Origin of the sequence: Arthrobacter ginkgonis, assembly GCF_039540195.1 — a bacterium.
GTDB classification, from domain to species: domain Bacteria; phylum Actinomycetota; class Actinomycetes; order Actinomycetales; family Micrococcaceae; genus Zafaria; species Zafaria ginkgonis.
Genome location: NZ_BAABEO010000008.1, coordinates 225,979 through 242,973, shown reverse-complemented (window position 1 = coordinate 242,973; position 16,995 = coordinate 225,979). Strand labels below are relative to the sequence as shown.

The following is a 16,995-nucleotide window of genomic DNA, read 5'->3' as shown; positions in this document are numbered from 1 at the left end:
TCTTCAGGATAAGTAATTTGCGCCACTCATTGAAATAATCAAATCGGACCACAGGGGATCCATGCCCGCCACTGCGCGCCAGCCTTCCCGCGTCCCCAAGAGCGAAGCAAATGCAGGCAACGGTCACGCGGGGGCGTCGGGGACGCCGTCCGGCCTCGGTCGCGACCGGAACTTCGGCCTGTTCTGGGCCGGGCAGACGCTGAGCCAGCTCGGGGCGCAGACCGGGGCCGTCGTCCTGCCGGTGGTTGCCGTGTCGCTGCTGTCGGCGGGCGACCTCGAAGTGGGCGTGCTCAAGGCCGCCCAGTCGCTGGCTTTCCTGGTGGTGGGGCTGCCGGCGGGGGCCTGGGTGGACCATTGGCTCAAGCGCAGGGTGATGATCCGGGCGGACCTGGTCCGCTTCGCCGTCACGCTCGCGATTCCCCTGCTGTGGTACCTGGGGATCCTGCAGATGTGGCACCTGTGGGCCTGCGCCGTGCTGCTCGGGATCGCCACGGTGTTCTTCGACGTGGCCTACCAGTCCGCCATCCCGCTGCTGGTCCAGTCGAGGTCGATCGCGGACGCCAACGCCCGGCTCGAGGCCACCGGCCAGGCTTCCCGGTTGGTCGGCCCGGCTTTGGGCGGATGGCTGATGCACCTGGTGCTGGCGCCGGCGCTGTTCCTCGGCCAGGCAGCCGGCTACCTGGCCTCCGCGGCCTGCCTGTGGGGGGTCCGGGACCGCGAAGAGCCCAAGGAGCCCCGCGAACGCGGCAGGCTCTGGCCGGAGATCCGCGAGGGCCTGGCGTACGTGCTGCGCCACCGCCTGATCAAACACATCGCGGCGGCAACCGCGATCATGAATTTCTTCAGCACGATCGTCTTCACCCTGATGCCGGTCCTGGTGCTGCGCACGCTCGGGCTGGATCCGGCCCACCTGGGCATGGTGTACTCCGCCGGTGCCGTCGGCGGCCTGCTCTCCGCCGCGGCCACCCCCTACCTGGCCCGCCTGCTGGGGGAGGGGACCGCGCTGCCGATCTCCACGGCGCTGACCGGCATCGCGATGGCGGGCTTCCCCCTGGCGACGCTGGCGCCGGGACCGCTGTCGGCCTTCGCGGTCCTGGCCGGGGCGATGTTCGTGCTGACCATCGGCGTGCTGGTCTACAACATCATCCAGGTCAGCATGCGCCAGCGGATCTGCCCGCCCGGACTGCTCGGCCGGGCGAACGCCTCGATCCGCTTCCTGGTGTGGGGCGTCATCCCCCCGGCGGCCCTGCTGGCCGGAGTGCTGGGGGAGCGGCTGGGCACCGTGCCGGCCCTGTGGATCGGGGTTGCCGGCAGTGTCGGGGCCGCGCTGCCGCTAATCTTCTCGCCGCTGGCGCGAATGCGCGTGCTTCCGGACGGGCCGGAGGAGGACCTGCCCGCCGAGGCCGGAACGGCCTGAGCCCCGCGGGCTGTTTCATTCGGCCCGCTTCATCCGGTCCGATACGTTCGGCCGGCTTCATCTGGCGTCATTTGTCCGGCGTCACACATCCCTTACTTCTTCATCTGGCGTCATCCAAGCCACCGTTCGTCATTCCGCGTCCGGGCGGCGGGGCCCGCGCCGGGCAGGGGGCGGGGGAACGCGCTTGGCGTGCGTGACGGAGGACAGAGCGATCAGCACGATCCCGCTGCGGGTGCGGACAGCCACCGCCGCTTCCCGGATCCCGGCCCCGTCCCTGGCCGCAGAGCTTTCCCCGGACACCGTGCCTTCCCCAGTCACAGTGCCTTCCTGCAGGCCCGCGAATTCGCCCAACGCGTCCGTCAGCGCGGGGCCGCCGGGTGCGGAGGAGTCCTTCCCGAGGCGGTAGCGCACCACGATCCGGTCGCCGGGCAGCAGTGATGCGAAGAAGTCGTCGGCCATCGATCCAGTTTAGGCGGCGAGGGTCCCGCACCGAGCGAAGCGAGGTGTGGGAGTCGCCTGGACGCTATGAGCCGAGGGCCCCGATCCGAGCGCTAGCGGGGATTGGGAGGCTCATGGACGCTAGGCAGCGAGGGGGGAGCCGCTTCGGCGCCAGCTGCGGACACCGGCCCGCCTGGGACCCCTCTCGGCCCTGCTGGCCGTGCCCGGTGACGCATTGCGGGCCGGCGGCGTAACGCAGGGGCGGTGACACGGCCGGGGCCGCGGGGGACTAAACTATTGACCGGGCTGCCCGGCGAAACCGCCCGAGGCGGCGGCAGAGAACACCACCATAAGGGGAGGACCCGGGTACCGTGACGTACATCATCGCCCAGCCGTGCGTAGACGTTAAGGACAAGGCCTGCATCGAGGAATGCCCGGTCGACTGCATTTACGAGGGCGACCGTTCGCTGTACATCCACCCTGACGAGTGCGTGGACTGCGGCGCCTGCGAGCCGGTCTGCCCCGTCGAGGCCATCTACTACGAGGACGACGTTCCCGACGAGTGGGCCGACTACTACAAGGCCAACGTCGAGTTCTTCGACGAGATCGGTTCCCCCGGCGGCGCCGCGAAGCTGGGCAACACCGGCAAGGACCACCCGTTCGTCGCCGCCTTGGCCCCGCAGAACCAGGGCTAGGCCCCGGGCGCGACGATGCTGACCCTTCCCGATTACCCCTGGAACTCGCTGGCGCCCTACCGGCGCACCGCGGAGGCCCACCCCCGAGGCGTCGTGGACCTGTCCATCGGCACTCCGGTGGACCCGACCCCCGAGGTCATCCGCGCCGCCCTGCGGGAGGCCGCCGACGCCCCGGGCTACCCCACCACCCACGGCACCCGCGCCCTGCGCGAGGCGATCGCCGCCTGGTACGCCCGCCGGCGCAACACACCCGGCCTGGACCCCGAGCACATCATGCCCACCATCGGGTCCAAGGAACTGGTGGCGTGGCTGCCGCTGCTGCTCGGGCTCGGCCCGGGCGACGTCGTCGTGCGCCCCGTGGTCGCCTACCCGACCTACGACATCGGGGCCCGGCTGGCCGGCGCCGAAGCGGTTCCCGCCGACCGGCTCTCCGACCTGCCCGCGGAGGTGCGGGCGCGGGTCAAGTTGGTGTGGACCAACTCCCCGGGCAACCCGACCGGTACCGTCCGGGGCGTCGACGAACTGGCCGAACTGGTCCGCGACGCCCGATCGCTCGGCGCCGTGGTCGCCTCCGACGAGTGCTACGCCGAACTGGGCTGGGGCCCGTGGGAGGACGGGGTGCCGGGCATCCTGGATCCGCGCGTGAGCGGAGGCGACTTCACTTCCCTGCTGTCGGTCTACTCGCTGTCCAAGCAGTCGAACGTGGCCGGCTACCGGGCGGCCTTCGTGGCCGGCGCGCCGGACCTGATGCCGAACCTGCTGAACAACCGCAAGCACGCGGGCATGATCGTTCCGCGGCCGGTACAGGAAGCCATGCGCGTGGCGCTGGGCGACGACGCCCACGTGGCAGCGCAGAAGGACCTCTACCGGGGCCGGCGCGCGCGCCTGCTCCCGGCGCTGGAGGGCTTCGGGCTGACGGTTCCCGATTCGGCGGCCGGGCTCTACCTGTGGGCCACCGCCGGCGAGGACACCTGGACCACCGTGGGACGCTTCGCGGACCTCGGCATCGTGGTGGGCCCGGGGAGCTTCTACGGCGCGGCCGGGGAGGGCTACGTGCGCGTGGCGCTCACGGCCAGCGACGAGCGGATCGACGCCGCCGTGGAGCGGCTGGCGGCCGTTTCGCCAGTCGGAACGAAACCGTCCAGTTAGTGAACACCCCGATTAGGGAACCGCTGCCCGAGGGCGGTAGCGTGTCAGTGAATTACAGCACCCAGGTATTACCTGTACTCCGACAAGGAGAGCCATGACGGACCACAAATCTGCCCAGCTAAGCTATGCGGGCCACCACCTTGATATGCCGATCATCCCGGCGGTGGAGGGCAACGACGGTTTCAACGTCTCCAAGTTGCTGAAGACCACCGGAGCGGTGACCTACGACCCCGGCTTCATGAACACCGCGGCCACCAAGTCCGCGATCACCTACATCGACGGCGACCAGGGCATCCTGCGCTACCGCGGCTACCCGATCGAGCAGCTCGCGGAGCACTCCAGCTTCCTTGAGGTCTCCTACCTGCTCATCTACGGCAACCTGCCGAGCGCCACCGAGCTCGAGGAATTCGACCAGAAGATCCGCCGCCACACGCTGCTGCACGAGGAGCTCAAGGGCTTCTTCGGCGGCTTCCCGCGCGACGCCCACCCGATGCCGGTGCTTTCCTCCGCCGTCTCGGCGCTGTCCACCTGGTACCAGGACTCGCTTGACCCGTTCAACGAGGAACAGGTGGAACTCTCCACCATCCGCCTGCTGGCCAAGCTGCCGGTCATCGCCGCCTACGCGCACAAGAAGTCCATCGGGCAGCCCCTGCTCTACCCGGACAACTCCATGAGCCTCGTGGAGAACTTCATGCGCCTGAACTTCGGCAACCCGGCCGAACCCTACGAGGTCGATCCCGAGGTCGTCAAGGCCCTGGACCTGCTGCTGGTCCTGCACGCCGACCACGAGCAGAACTGCTCCACCTCCACCGTCCGCCTGGTCGGCTCCTCCAACGCGAACCTCTTCGCGTCGGTCTCCGCCGGCATCAACGCCCTGTTCGGCCCCGCCCACGGCGGCGCCAACGAGGCGGTGCTGAAGATGCTGCGCCAGATCCAGGCCGACGGCATGAAGCCGGAAGTCTTCATGGACAAGGTGAAGAACAAGGAGGACGGCGTCCGCCTGATGGGCTTCGGCCACCGCGTGTACAAGAACTACGATCCGCGCGCCAAGATCATCAAGCAGACCGCCCACGAGATCCTGGGCAAGCTCGGCGGCAACGACGAACTCCTCGACATCGCCATGCGCCTGGAGGAGAAGGCCCTCGCCGACGACTACTTCATCCAGCGCAAGCTGTACCCGAACGTGGACTTCTACACCGGCCTGATCTACAAGGCCATGGGCTTCCCGGAGAAGATGTTCACCGTGCTGTTCGCGATCGGCCGCCTGCCCGGGTGGATCGCCCAGTGGCGCGAGATGATCCAGGACCCGGAGATGAAGATCGGCCGTCCGCGCCAGCTGTACGTGGGCGAGGCCGAGCGCAACTACCCGCTGTAGGGCCCGCGCGCACCCACGCCACGCCAAAGGACCGCTTCCCCGCCGGGAGGCGGTCCTTTGGTGTTGGCCGGCACCAACGGCCGTGAACGGGGCTACCCTTGGGGTGGGAGCCCTTTCGAGAAAGGCCTGCTCTATGTCCCACAGCGAAGACTGCGGCTGGCAGGTGTCCGCGGGCATGCATGGACAGATGCTGCTGGCCCTGTACCTGCGTGACCTGGCCCGAATCGATCCGGTGGGGAACCCGGTGTTGTGCCCCCTCGACCCGCCCGTCAAACCGGTCGCAGCGGCCGAGATCGACCCCCACGCCGCCGCCGAACTGCGCCAGGAGTGGCAGCGCTGGTGGCACCGCCTGCTGCGCGGCAACGGGCACCCCAACGACGCCGCGGCCGCCGAGGCCGTGAACGCCGCGGGACCGGCCTCCGCGGCGGGACCGGCCACGGCAGGACCGGGCGCGTCGGGAGCGGGCACGGCGGGGCTGGACACGGCCGGATTTGGTGCTGCGGAGGAACTGGCGGGCGTCCTGGACGCGCCCGTCTTCGGGGGGTTCAACGATTCCCCCACGCTTCAGCGCCTGCTGCGGGCGCACTACGGGGCCGCGTTCGACTGGACGCAGGAACGCCTGGAGGAATACCGCAGGACCGGCGCGGCGCCCGCCGCGGGCGGGCGGGACCTGGTGGAACGCATGATCCAGGACCGCGAGCTTGAGGTGGACCGGACGGCCCACCCGTTCAGGCTCACCCTGCTGGAGTTGCCGCTGGCCGAACCGCGGGCCTGGTTCGTCGAGCCCGCCACCGTGATCCTGAGCCAGGACCTGCCCCGCGACGAGGGGCTTTTCCGTTCCTACCTGCAACCGGTGGTCGACCTGCTGGTCTGAACAGGGAAACCTATTCCGCGGCGGCGACGGTGATGACCACGGCGCCGTCGGTGGTAGCGGCCGTGACCCAGCCCTTTTCGGTGCGGTTCCACACCAGCCCGGCGTTGCCGACCGCCGTCGTCTGGTGCTGGTCGGCCGTGGCGACCGCCCACTGGGCGACGGCCCAGCCGCGCTTGCCGGCGGCCCGGACCGTCACGCTGCGCCCGTCCACGGAGGTGTCGAGGTCGCCGAACGCGGCCTCGAGGGACGCCACCAGGGCGTCCGGGTTTCCGGCCGCGTCGGCGCGGCGCAGCACGCAGTTCAGGGCCGCGGGGGAGTTGCCGGTCAGGGCCGAGGCGTAGGCCCTGCCCTCCGGCTCGTGGTCGGCGTAGGCCAGCGGGTAGGCGCTGCGCTGGACCTTCTGGGCGGCCTCGGTGACGTCCATGTCGCGGTAGTCGAACGTCTCCAGTTCCGCATAGAAGCGGTTCGCCGCGTAGATCGGGTCCATGACCTGGGCCTCGGTGCCCCAGCCCTGGGAGGGGCGCTGCTGGAACAGCCCCCGCGAATCGGGACCGGCGGTGTCCCCGTAGTCGATGTTGCGCAGCTTCGATTCCTGCACGGCGGTGGCGATGCCGATGGTCGCCGCCCGCGCGGGCATGCCGCGGCCGACGGACACGGCGGCGATCAGTGCCGCGTTGGCGGCCTGCTCCGGGTCCAGGCGGTGCTCGTCGGTTCCGACGACGGCGGTGCAGTGCTCGCGCACGAGCGTTTCCTCGCGCTCCAGGAAGACCGCCGCGGCGGTCAGCCCTCCACCGACGACGCCCACGCACAGCCCGAGCGCCACGAGGGTACGCACGAGCCGTTGCCGGCGCGTGCGGGTGCGCTTGCCTCCGGGGCCGTTGCCGGACCCGGAGGCAAGCGCGAAGACGGTTTCCCGTGCGTCAGTTGGCATGCAGAGCGGAGTTCAGTTCCACGGTCTGGCCCAGCCGGGGCAGGGCCTCTACGGCGCCGGTGAGGGAGTTGCGGCGGAAGAGCAGGTTCGGGACCCCGGAGAGTTCCAGCGCCTTGACGGTGCGCTCGCCCAGCACCACCCGGGTGCCGGCCGTGACGTAGAGCCCGGCCTCGACGACGCAGTCGTCGCCGACGGAGATGCCGATGCCGGAGTTGGCGCCCAGCAGGACCCGCTCGCCAACGACGATCCGCTCCTTGCCGCCGCCGGACAGGGTGCCCATGATGGAGGCGCCCCCGCCGACGTCGGAGCCGTCGCCGACCACCACGGAGGCGGAGATGCGGCCTTCGACCATGGAGGTGCCCAGGGTTCCGGCGTTGAAGTTCACGAAGCCCTCGTGCATAACGGTGGTGCCGGGCGCCAGGTGCGCACCGAGGCGGACACGACCGGCCTCGGCGATGCGCACGCCGGCAGGCATCACGTAGTCGACCATGCGCGGGAACTTGTCCACGCCGTACACGGTCACGGCGCCGCGCTTGCGCAGCTTCAGGCGGGTGGCCTCGAAGCCGTCGACGGCGCACGGTCCGAAGTTGGTCCACACGACGTTGGCCAGCAGCCCGAAGATGCCGTCCAGGTTCTGCGAGTTGGGGGCTACCAGGCGGTGGGAGAGCAGGTGCAGGCGCAGCCACGCATCGGCGGAGTCGGCCGGGGCGACGTCGAGGTCGATCTCCAGGGAGACCACGGACTGGGTGGTGCCGCGGTCGGCGTCGTCCGCGGCCACCGCCTTCAGCTCGCCGGCGAGCTGCTCGGCCCCGGCCAGCGGGCCGAGGGCCGGCGCCGGGAACCAGACGTCAAGGACGGTGCCGTCGGCGGCAAGGGTGGCCAGGCCATGGCCGGAAGCCAGGCGCACGGAGTTTTGGGCAGGGCTGTGCTGGGCATCTGCGGTAGTCATGCATCCCATGTTAGCCGGGCGAACGGGGTGAGCGCCTTCCCGCCTCCCACGTCTCGCTTCGCTCGACGCGGGACCCTCGGCGGTTAGCGCCTTCCCGCCTCCCACGTCTCGCTTCGCTCGATGCGGGACCCTCGGCGGTTAGCGCCTTCCCGCCTCCCACGTCTCGCTTCGCTCGATGCGGGACCCTCGGCGGTTAGGCTGGGTGGGTGACTTCCGCCCTGCCCGCGCCCTCCGCCCCTGCCCCGCTCGACCTGACCGGAGACGTCGCCGCGCTCACCGCGGCGCTGATCGACGTCGACTCCGTTTCCGGCAACGAGCTGGCCCTTGCCGACTTGGTGGAGGGCGCCCTGCGCGCCCTGCCGCATCTGAGCGTGCACCGCGACGGCGACTCGATCATCGCCCGCACCGAGCTGGGCCGCTCCGAGCGCGTGATCCTGGCCGGCCACCTGGACACCGTTCCGCTGCCGACCACCCCCGGCTCGCGCGGCACCGTGCCCTCGGAGTGGGACGGGGAGATCCTCTACGGCCGCGGGGCCACCGACATGAAGGGCGGGGTCGCCGTGCAGCTGGCGCTGGCCGCCGCGCTCACCGCACCCAACCGCGACCTGACCTTCGTCTTCTACGACCACGAGGAGGTCGAGGGTTCCAAGTCGGGGCTGGGCCGGCTGGTCCGCAACAGCCCCGAACTGCTCGGCGGCGACTTCGCGATTCTGCTCGAACCCACGGACGGCACCGTCGAGGGCGGCTGCAACGGCACCAGCCGCTTCCGCGTCACCACCCGCGGGCTGGCCGCCCACTCGGCCCGCGCCTGGATGGGGGAGAACGCCATCCACGCCGCCGCCCCCGTGTTGGCCCGCCTGGCCGCGCACGAGCCCGCGACCGTGGCCGTCGACGGGCTCGAGTATCGCGAGTCGCTCAATGCCGTGCGCATCAACGGCGGCATCGCCGGCAACGTCATCCCGGACACCTGCGAGGTGGAGATCAACTACCGCTTCGCCCCGGACAAGTCCGTCGCCGATGCGGAGGCCTACGTGCGCGCGCTGATGGACGGCTTCGAGATCGTGCGCACCGACGGAGCCCCCGGTGCCCGGCCGGGGCTGAACCACCCCGCCGCGGCCGCCTTCGTGGCGGCGGTCGGCGCCGCTCCGAAGCCCAAGTACGGCTGGACCGACGTGGCCCGCTTCTCCGAACTGGGCATTCCCGCGGTGAACTTCGGCCCGGGGGATGCGTTGCTGGCCCACACCGACAACGAGCACGTCCCGGCGCAGGCGGTCCGCGACTGCCTGGACGCGCTGCGCCGCTGGCTGGCCGCCTAGGCGCCTCCGGGCACGGAGGCGCCCGGCTAGCGGCGCTGGCCGGCGTCCGCGTCGGTGTCCGGCAGCCCGGGCAGGCCCGCGGGCAGCCCGACGACGGCCGGCTCCCCGGGCTTGGAGCGGCGCGGGCCGCGGCTGCCGAGCCGGCGCGCCACCCATTCGGCCACCTTGGTCAGCGTGTAATTGATGGTGATGAATATGGCCGCGGCCAGCAGCAGCGCCTGCAGCGTGTTCGCGTTGGCCGCGCCGAAGGTGCGCGAGTAGAACAGCAACTCGGTGTAGCCGATGATGTAGCCCAGCGCCGAATCCTTCAGGATGACCACGAACTGGCCGATCAGTGCCGGCAGCATGGCCACCAGGGCCTGCGGGACCTCGATCAGGCGTAGCGACTGGCCGCGGGTCAGGCCGATGGCGATGCCGGCCTCGCGCTGGCCCTTGGGCAGGTTGTGGACGCCGGCGCGGACCAGTTCCGCAACCACCGATCCGTTGTAGAGGGTCAGGGCAACGACCACCGCCCAGAACGGGGACTCGCTGCCGGGCACGATTCCGGAGCGCGCGAAGAAGATGTTGAAGAAGACCATCATCAGCAGCACTGGCACGGCGCGGAAGAACTCGACGACCACCGCCGCGATCCAGTTCCAGGCCTTGTGCTCGGAGAGCCGGCCGAGGCCGAAGACCAGGCCGAAGGCAATGGAGAGGACGATCGACACCGCGGCCGCCTGCAGCGTGCTGGCCAATCCGGGCAGGAAGAAGTTCAGCCACGCGTTGGAGGTGAACAGCGAGGCCCACTTCTGCGGGCTCATCTGGCCCTTCGCGGCCAGGCCGGAAATCACCAGGTAAAGCAGCAGGGCGATCACGGCGACGCCGACCACGTTGACGAGCAGGATCGTGCGGCGGCCCTTGGGGCCCGGGGAATCGAACAGTACGGATGCGCTCATCGGGCCACCGCCAGTTTCTTGGAGAGCCAGGTGGTCAGCAGGCCGACCGGGATGACGATGATCACGAAGCCCATCGCAAAGGTGAGGAAGATCGGGATGATGATGTCGGCGCGGAACTCCAGGGCCGTCTTCATCACCGAGGAGGCCTCGATGGCCACCGAGCCGACGCTGGCGACCGTGGTGTTCTTGATCAGCGCGATCAGCACGTTGCCCAGCGGCACGATCGCCCCGCGAAATGCCTGCGGGAGGATCACCAGCCGGGCCGCTGGCAGGAACCCGAGGCCGATGGCTCGGGCCGCCTCCGCCTGGCCGATCGGGACCGTGTTGACGCCGGAGCGGATCGCCTCGCAGACGAACGCGGCATGGTAGATCGCCAGGCCCATGATGGCCATCCGGAAGAAGTTCTGGTTGAAGTCGGAACTGAGGGTGAAGCCGAGCTGGTTGAACAGCGCCAGCACGCCGAACAGGATGATGATGGTCAGCGGGGTGTTGCGGAAGATGTTCACGTAGGCTGCGCCGAAGGCCTCGAAGCTGGGCACCGGGGAGATGCGCATCAGGGCGAGCACCGTGCCGAGGATCAGCGAGATCAGCGCTGACCAGAAGGCCAACTGGATGGTGATCCAGAATGCCGCGGCAATGTTGTATTGGGAAAAGAGGGACAGGTAGTCGTCCATGGTCTGCCTCGATTGTCGGGGGCCGTGGGCACCCTGGTCGGTGGAGGCCGCGGGACCCGCCTGGCGGAGGGCCCCGCGGCGCCGTCGCGGAGGGCTGTGGACGCCGCTAGGCGCAGGGATCCTGTGCCGGCGGGTTCAGGTCGCTGGGCGTGTAGCCGGTTCCCTCGGTGTTGGTGGCCAAGGCCTTCTCCCATTCGCCGGAGGAGATCATCTTGCCGATGGCGGTGTTGATGGCCGCGCACCGGTCGGAGTCCTTGTTCAGGCCCACGCCGTAGCGCTCCTCGGAGAACGGCGCCCCCACGACCTTGAACTTGCCCTGGTAGGCCGGCTGCGCGGCCAGGCCGGCAAGGATGATGTCGTCGGTGGTGACCGCGTCGATGGTGCCGCCCTCCATGGCGGTCACGCACTCCGCGTACCCGGGAAGCTCCTGCAGGTTCACGGAGGTGGCGTAGGTGTCCTTCACCTTCTGGGCGGAGGTGGAGCCGGTGACCGAGCAGAGGGTCTTCCCGTTGAGGTCCTCCGGGCCGGTGATATCGCTGTCCACGGGCACCAGCAGGTCCTGTCCGGCGATGAAGTACGGTCCGGCGAACGCCACGGACTGCTTGCGCGCGTCGGTGATCGAGTAGGTCGCGAAGATCATGTCCACCTGGTTGTTCTGCAGGGCCGTCTCGCGGTTTGCCGAGGGGGTGGAGACCCACTCGATCTTGTCCTCCGGGAAGCCGAGCTCGTTGGCCACGTACTTGGCCACGTCGACGTCGAAGCCCGTGTAGGTGTCGCCGCTCTTGAACCCCAGTCCGGGCTGGTCGAACTTGATGCCGATCTTGATCTTGTCGTCCGACGAATCGCCGGATCCTCCGCCGCAGGCGGTGAGCGCGAGGGCGGCAACGGCCGCCATGCCGGCGAGTGCGATGCGTGGATGACGCATGTGTTCTCCTTCGGTTGTGGCCTCACCGGTCGGTGGGGCCGCGGTGCTAGTGCGTGATCAGCTTGCTGAGGAAGTCCTTGGCACGGTCGCTCTGCGGGTTGGTGAAGAACGCCTCCGGGGTGGCCTGCTCGACGATCTGGCCCGCGTCCATGAAGACGACGCGGTTCGCGGCCTTGCGGGCGAAGCCCATCTCGTGGGTGATGACGATCATCGTCATGCCCTCCTTGGCCAGCGAGATCATGGTGTCCAGGACCTCGTTGATCATCTCCGGGTCCAGGGCGGAGGTGGGTTCGTCGAAGAGCATCACCTTCGGGTTCATCGCCAGCGCCCGAGCGATGGCGACGCGCTGCTGCTGCCCGCCGGACAGCTGGGAGGGCATCTTGTCCCGCTGGTTGGCCACTCCGACGCGCTCAAGCAGCACCATGGCCAGCTTCTGCGCCTCGCCCTTGGGGATGCCCTTGACCTTGATGGGGCCGAGCGTGACGTTGTCGAGGATCGACTTGTGGGCAAAGAGGTTGAACGACTGGAAAACCATGCCGACGTCGGCGCGGAGCTTGGCGAGCTCCTTGCCCTCCGAGGGCAGCTTCTTACCGTCAACGAAGATCTCGCCGGAGTCGATGGTTTCGAGCCGGTTGATCGCCCGGCAGAGGGTGGACTTGCCCGAGCCGGAGGGGCCCAGGACCACCACCACCTCGCCCTTGGAAACCTCGAGGTCGATGTCCTTGAGGACATGCAGGGAACCGTAGTGCTTGTTGACGTTCGCCAACCGGACGATCGGCGACCCGTCCGCGGCCCTGCCGCCGGTCTGGGGTTCTGTGCTCATATCCCGACCCTTAACCATCATCGGCGCTTTCACAAGGGGTTCCCGGGCGACAACACAAATCTTGATGCGATGGAAACCCGGTTGCGGGGACACCGAGGAGGACTAGGCTGTGTGCATGCTACGCCACGATGACACCGAACCTTTCGAAGAGCCCGCCCCGACCCGAGGCCGGCGCAAAGGGTCGGTGATCCTGCGCCGCAGCCGGGCAACGACGCCGCAGGCTGACAGTTACCTGCTGGACACCAAGGAGTTCAAGGACTTCACCCACACCGACCCCTGGCGGGTGCTGCGCATCCAGGCGGAGTTCGTGGAGGGGTTCGGGACCCTGGCCGACCTGGGGCCCGCGGTGAGTGTGTTCGGCTCGGCCCGCGCCGCCCGCGACTCGCCGCGCTACCGGCAGGCGCAGGAAATCGGCAAGCGGCTGGTCGAGGCCGGCTTCGCCGTCATCACCGGAGGTGGTCCGGGCGCGATGGAGGCCGCCAACAAGGGCGCCTTCAAGGCCGGCGGAACCTCCGTGGGACTGGGCATCGAACTGCCCTTCGAGACCGGCATGAACGAGTGGGTCGACGTCGGCATCAACTTCCGGTACTTCTTCGCCCGCAAGACGATGTTCGTGAAGTACTCGCAGGGCTTCATCGTCCTGCCCGGCGGGTTCGGCACCCTGGACGAGCTCTTCGAGGCCCTCACCCTGGTCCAGACGCAGAAGGTCACCAGCTTCCCGATCATCCTGGTCGGCACCGACTACTGGGGTCCTTTGATGGAATGGATCCGCACCACCCTGGTCGGGGAAGGAACCATCTCGGCCTCGGACGTCGACCTGATCCGGATCACCGACGATCCGGCCGAAGCGGTGCGCATCACCGCGGAGGGCTCCGCCCACCACCACAACCCGTAGGAGGCGGCGTGGAGATCGTTCTGCTTTTCGTCGCGGTCCTTGCGCTCGGGGGAACCGTTTTCGCTCTCTCCGGGAGGCGGCGCACCTCCGGGGCGCCCCGGGAAGCCGACCGCGGCCTGCTGGTGGGGCTGGTGGAACCGGTTCCCTCGCTGCCGCCGGTCCTGCTGCCGGCCCGCCCCACGGCGTCGGACATCGGCAAGGTGCGCTTCGCGGTCGGGCTGCGCGGGTACCGCGCGGACCAGGTCGATGAGGTGCTGGGGGTGCTGGGCGGGGAGATCGAACGCCTCCGCGCTGAATTGGCGACGCGCGGACAGGGCGTGTGATTAGCGGCACGCGGGCAACTCCGGGATAATGTGAAGTGCAAGCTGAACGCATTCCCACTTGCGGGGATGCCGCTCGAGATCGATCAGCGGGGCCCGCTCCGCTTCATTGAGGGAAGGGACACTGCGCCAATGGCTGCGATGAAACCGCGTACCGGGGATGGCCCCATGGAGGTCACCAAGGAAGGCCGTAGCCTGATCATGCGCGTACCGATTGACGGTGGCGGCCGCCTGGTGGTCGAACTGAATGCGGACGAGGCCGCGCAGCTGCGCGAATGCCTGGTGGGCGTCACGGAGTAGATGCGCCAAGTTGTTGCGAAAGGCCCGGGGGCGGCAAGCCCCCGGGCCTTTCGCGTCAGCGGACCTTGGTGGCCAGCAGCAGCCCGGTGCCGGTGGGGACCGTGGCGGTGACGAAGTCGTCGCGGTCGCGCAGCATCCGCACCACCATTCGGGCCGCCACGGTGCTGGGACGGCGGATGGCCGGCTGCGGGACCCGGTCCTGGTCCAGGGCGTCGTGGACCAGCAGCGTGCCGCCGCGGCGCAGCAGCCGGGCCCCCTGCTCCACGTAGCCCACCAGGTTGGCCTTGTCGGCGTCGATGAACACCAGGTCGTAGGCCGCGTCGGTCAGCCGGGGCAGCACGTCCTGGGCGCGCCCGGTGATGGTGCGGGTGCGGTTGGCCGGAATGCCGGCTTCCAGATAGGCCTCGCGTGCCGCATGCAGGTGATCCACGTCGATGTCGATGGTGGTCAGGACGGAACGGGGCCCCAGCCCGCGAAGCAGGCTGACTCCGGAGACGCCCACCCCGGAGCCGACCTCGACGGCGGTGCGCGCCTGTGAGGACGCGGCCAGGACCGTGAGCAGGGCAGCCGTGCCGGCACCGACCGGCAGCACCCCGAGCTCGTGCCCGCGTTCGCGCGCGCGCAGCAGGACATCGTCCTCCTCGGGCAAGGCCTCGGTGTAGGACCAGCTGCTCTGCTTGTCGGCGCTCATGGCGGGGCGGATTCCTTCGGGATCGAGAGGGGAGTGGACGGGCCCGGGGCCCGTTCCCATCCTAGTGGCCGCGGGGAAGCGGAACTGGGGAACCACCGAGGAGCTGTCCAGCTTGCTCACAGACTGGTCGGCCAAGATTGAAGACGTGAACGCACAACCCAGCACTTCAGTTCCCGCCGAACCGGTCGACGCCGTGCCAGGCTGGGATGAAATCGTGGAACGGCATTCGCCCAAGGTCTACCGCCTGGCCTACCGGCTCACCGGCAACCGGCAGGACGCGGAGGACCTCACGCAGGAAACGTTCGTCCGGGTCTTCAGGTCGCTGCACAACTTCACGCCCGGCACCATCGACGGCTGGATCCACCGGATCACCACCAACCTGTTCCTCGACCAGGCGCGGCGGCGCACCCGTATCCGCTTCGATGCATTCGCCGAGGACGCGGAGGCCCGCGTGCCGGGCACCGACCCCGGCCCGGAACGCAGCTTCGAGTTCAACAACCTGGACGTGGACGTCCAGCGCGCCGTGGAGGAACTGCCGCCGGACTTCCGCGCCGCCGTCGTGCTGTGTGACCTGGAGGGCCTGTCCTACGAGGAGGTCTCCGCCGTGTTGGGCGTGAAGCTGGGCACCGTCCGGTCGCGTATCCACCGCGGCCGCTCGTTGCTGCGCGAGAAGCTCGCCCACCGCAACCCCGCACGCCGCCCGGTGTCCCTGCCTAAGGCGGGGCGGGCCCTTCCGCAGGCCCATTAGCGCATGCACCGCTATCAGCGCTGGATCGACGCGTACCTGGACGGTGAACTTCCCGAGGCACGCAGAAGCGTCTTCGAGGAGCACCTCGGGCGCTGCCGGAGCTGCGGTGCGCTCGTCCAGGACGGGCGCCGGCTGATGCGCCGGCTGGATGCCCATTCGGCCTCCCGGAGTTCGGCACCCGCCCCGGGAGCCGAGCTGCTCAACCGCTTGGTGCGGACCTCGGAGTTCGGCTTCGCTGCGGCCGGCGAACCGCCGCAGCCACCGCCCGGGCCCGAGCGCTGGCGCTCCCTGTTGCCGGCGCTGGCCTGTGCGCTGGTGATTGGCCTGCTCACCGCGATCCTCGCCGTGGCCTGGGTCCTGGGCGAGCCGGACAGCGGGCGCACGGCCTCGGCGTCCTCCGTGGTCGGATCCTGGACCGAGACGGGCATCCCGCTCAAGGAGGAGGACCTGGACCGGCTGCGCGACGCCGGCTGGAACTGCCCGCAATTCGCCGCCTTCGGCCTGGCGCTGACCGGCGCCCGCGGCGCCGTGGTGGAGGGCGTGCCGGAGCTGACGCTGGAACTGGCCGGGCCTGGAGGCACGGCCGTCGTGACGGAACGGCGCCGGGATCCCGCCACGGCCGGGGCTGCGTCCTCCGGGAGCAAGAGCCTGGCGCTGAACGCCGCCAGCGAGGTCTCCACCGTGGAAACCGGCGCGGACGGGCGTTCGGTCCTGAGCATGGAATCCGCCGAGTACGAGCTCGTCTCCACGCTGGACAAGGACAGCACCCGTGCCCTGCTGCGCCGGATCGTCGTGACCGAGCACGCGCGGCTTGATGCCCGGGGGCTCGAGGAACAGCCCGCGCTGGAACGCATCGGCCGGGGGCTGGCGAAACTCACCGTCGTGGACATCGAACAGTGAAGCCGGCGGCAGGGAAACCCGCGGCAAGCGCTCCCAGGGTGCCTCCCCGAAACAGTGCGCAACGCAGCGACGATCGGGATCGCCGAATGCCGGGCGCACGCAGCGAACAGGTAGTCTCATAACGTGTTTGGAATTAACGGTGGCGAGTTTCTGGTGCTCGCCGTGCTCGCGGTCCTGATCCTGGGCCCCGACAAGCTGCCGGCGTATGCCCAGCAGCTTGCGCGGCTGGTGAAGGAAGTGCGCCGCATGGCCGCCGGCGCCAAGGAGCAGCTGCGCGAGGAGGTCGGCGACGAGATCGCGGACATCGATTGGCGCAAGCTTGACCCGCGGCAGTACGACCCGCGCAAGATCATCAAGGACGCGCTGCTCGAAGACTTCGACGACGCCATCTCCGCCGCGAAGGAAAGCCCCCAGCCTGCCGCGGCGCAGCGGTCCGTCGCCACCCGGCAGGCCGAGCGCCAGCTGGAGCCCGGCGAAGCGGCACCCTTCGATTCCGAAGCCACCTGACACGCCGGCACGCCCTGGCCTGCGAACGCCGCCGCTCCCCTGGGACGCCCAGGGAAGCGGCGGCGTTTTCCGTCCCGGCCAATGGCATGCATGCCCGTGCGTCGGGTGCAGGCCGACGCGTCGCCATGCACCC

At 69.6% G+C, this 16,995-nt stretch carries 20 protein-coding genes; 12 read left to right on the top strand and 8 right to left on the bottom strand.

Annotated elements, in window-relative coordinates:
* Nucleotides 1–61 precede the first annotated feature (61 nt).
* A complete protein-coding gene (locus ABD912_RS03680) occupies nt 62–1,417 on the top strand; it encodes an MFS transporter (RefSeq protein WP_345148555.1) in 1,356 nt (451 codons plus the stop codon).
* A 129-nt stretch (nt 1,418–1,546) separates the two neighbouring features.
* Here the strand turns inward: ABD912_RS03680 and ABD912_RS03675 are convergent, their stop codons facing one another.
* Nucleotides 1,547–1,876, bottom strand: coding sequence for a hypothetical protein (locus ABD912_RS03675; protein ID WP_345148554.1), 330 nt, complete (start codon nt 1,874–1,876; stop codon nt 1,547–1,549).
* 350 nt (nt 1,877–2,226) lie between these two features.
* Between ABD912_RS03675 and fdxA the strand changes: the two genes are divergently transcribed.
* The 4 genes from fdxA to ABD912_RS03655 all read left to right on the top strand — a co-directional run bounded on the left by fdxA (nt 2,227) and on the right by ABD912_RS03655 (nt 5,948).
* Nucleotides 2,227–2,550, top strand: a complete 324-nt coding sequence (gene fdxA / locus ABD912_RS03670; protein ID WP_345148553.1) for a ferredoxin — start codon at nt 2,227–2,229, stop codon at nt 2,548–2,550.
* A 15-nt stretch (nt 2,551–2,565) separates the two neighbouring features.
* Entirely contained in the window at nt 2,566–3,699 is a 1,134-nt protein-coding gene (gene dapC, locus ABD912_RS03665) for a succinyldiaminopimelate transaminase (RefSeq protein ID WP_345148552.1), read from the top strand.
* A 94-nt stretch (nt 3,700–3,793) separates the two neighbouring features.
* A complete protein-coding gene (locus ABD912_RS03660) occupies nt 3,794–5,074 on the top strand; it encodes a citrate synthase (protein WP_345148550.1) in 1,281 nt (426 codons plus the stop codon).
* Between the two features lie 133 nt (nt 5,075–5,207).
* Entirely contained in the window at nt 5,208–5,948 is a 741-nt protein-coding gene (locus ABD912_RS03655; protein WP_345148549.1) for a hypothetical protein, read from the top strand.
* Nucleotides 5,949–5,958: 10 nt separating this feature from the next.
* Here the strand turns inward: ABD912_RS03655 and ABD912_RS03650 are convergent, their stop codons facing one another.
* On the bottom strand, nt 5,959–6,879 hold the full coding sequence (locus ABD912_RS03650) for a hypothetical protein (protein WP_345148548.1): 921 nt from the start codon (nt 6,877–6,879) through the stop codon (nt 5,959–5,961).
* Nucleotides 6,869–7,828: a 2,3,4,5-tetrahydropyridine-2,6-dicarboxylate N-succinyltransferase gene (gene dapD, locus ABD912_RS03645; protein ID WP_345148547.1), complete on the bottom strand. Its 960-nt coding sequence runs from the start codon at nt 7,826–7,828 to the stop codon at nt 6,869–6,871. Before dapD ends, ABD912_RS03650 begins: the two co-directional genes overlap by 11 nt.
* 218 nt (nt 7,829–8,046) lie before the next feature.
* On the opposite strand from dapD, the gene dapE reads away from it, so the two are divergent.
* Nucleotides 8,047–9,144: a succinyl-diaminopimelate desuccinylase gene (gene dapE, locus ABD912_RS03640; RefSeq protein ID WP_425548027.1), complete on the top strand. Its 1,098-nt coding sequence runs from the start codon at nt 8,047–8,049 to the stop codon at nt 9,142–9,144.
* A 26-nt stretch (nt 9,145–9,170) separates the two neighbouring features.
* Here dapE and ABD912_RS03635 read toward each other — a convergent pair whose 3' ends face one another.
* From ABD912_RS03635 to ABD912_RS03620, 4 genes are all read right to left on the bottom strand, one after another.
* Nucleotides 9,171–10,079: an amino acid ABC transporter permease gene (locus ABD912_RS03635; RefSeq protein ID WP_345148544.1), complete on the bottom strand. Its 909-nt coding sequence runs from the start codon at nt 10,077–10,079 to the stop codon at nt 9,171–9,173.
* Nucleotides 10,076–10,753, bottom strand: a complete 678-nt coding sequence (locus ABD912_RS03630) for an amino acid ABC transporter permease (RefSeq protein WP_345148543.1) — start codon at nt 10,751–10,753, stop codon at nt 10,076–10,078. The genes ABD912_RS03635 and ABD912_RS03630 overlap by 4 nt, the downstream gene beginning before the upstream one ends.
* Nucleotides 10,754–10,859: 106 nt before the next feature.
* On the bottom strand, nt 10,860–11,678 hold the full coding sequence (locus ABD912_RS03625; RefSeq protein ID WP_345148542.1) for a glutamate ABC transporter substrate-binding protein: 819 nt from the start codon (nt 11,676–11,678) through the stop codon (nt 10,860–10,862).
* Nucleotides 11,679–11,724: 46 nt separating this feature from the next.
* Nucleotides 11,725–12,501: an amino acid ABC transporter ATP-binding protein gene (locus ABD912_RS03620; RefSeq protein ID WP_425548015.1), complete on the bottom strand. Its 777-nt coding sequence runs from the start codon at nt 12,499–12,501 to the stop codon at nt 11,725–11,727.
* A gap of 115 nt (nt 12,502–12,616) precedes the next feature.
* Between ABD912_RS03620 and ABD912_RS03615 the strand changes: the two genes are divergently transcribed.
* The 3 genes from ABD912_RS03615 to ABD912_RS03605 all read left to right on the top strand — a co-directional run bounded on the left by ABD912_RS03615 (nt 12,617) and on the right by ABD912_RS03605 (nt 14,016).
* Entirely contained in the window at nt 12,617–13,396 is a 780-nt protein-coding gene (locus ABD912_RS03615) for an LOG family protein (protein ID WP_345148540.1), read from the top strand.
* Nucleotides 13,397–13,404: 8 nt separating this feature from the next.
* A complete protein-coding gene (locus ABD912_RS03610) occupies nt 13,405–13,719 on the top strand; it encodes a DivIVA domain-containing protein (protein WP_345148539.1) in 315 nt (104 codons plus the stop codon).
* Nucleotides 13,720–13,848: 129 nt separating this feature from the next.
* Nucleotides 13,849–14,016 carry a DUF3117 domain-containing protein gene (locus ABD912_RS03605; protein WP_149955311.1) on the top strand — a complete coding sequence of 56 codons (168 nt, stop codon included), beginning with the start codon at nt 13,849–13,851 and terminating at the stop codon, nt 14,014–14,016.
* Nucleotides 14,017–14,071: 55 nt separating this feature from the next.
* Here ABD912_RS03605 and ABD912_RS03600 read toward each other — a convergent pair whose 3' ends face one another.
* Entirely contained in the window at nt 14,072–14,707 is a 636-nt protein-coding gene (locus ABD912_RS03600) for an O-methyltransferase (RefSeq protein ID WP_345148534.1), read from the bottom strand.
* Here ABD912_RS03600 and sigE point away from each other — a divergent pair.
* From sigE to ABD912_RS03585, 3 genes are all read left to right on the top strand, one after another.
* Entirely contained in the window at nt 14,706–15,455 is a 750-nt protein-coding gene (gene sigE, locus ABD912_RS03595; protein ID WP_345148532.1) for an RNA polymerase sigma factor SigE, read from the top strand. The genes ABD912_RS03600 and sigE overlap by 2 nt on opposite strands.
* Nucleotides 15,456–15,458: 3 nt before the next feature.
* Nucleotides 15,459–16,355, top strand: a complete 897-nt coding sequence (locus ABD912_RS03590) for an anti-sigma factor family protein (protein WP_345148531.1) — start codon at nt 15,459–15,461, stop codon at nt 16,353–16,355.
* 123 nt (nt 16,356–16,478) lie between these two features.
* Nucleotides 16,479–16,862 carry a sec-independent translocase gene (locus tag ABD912_RS03585; RefSeq protein WP_345148530.1) on the top strand — a complete coding sequence of 128 codons (384 nt, stop codon included), beginning with the start codon at nt 16,479–16,481 and terminating at the stop codon, nt 16,860–16,862.
* Nucleotides 16,863–16,995 lie beyond the last annotated feature (133 nt).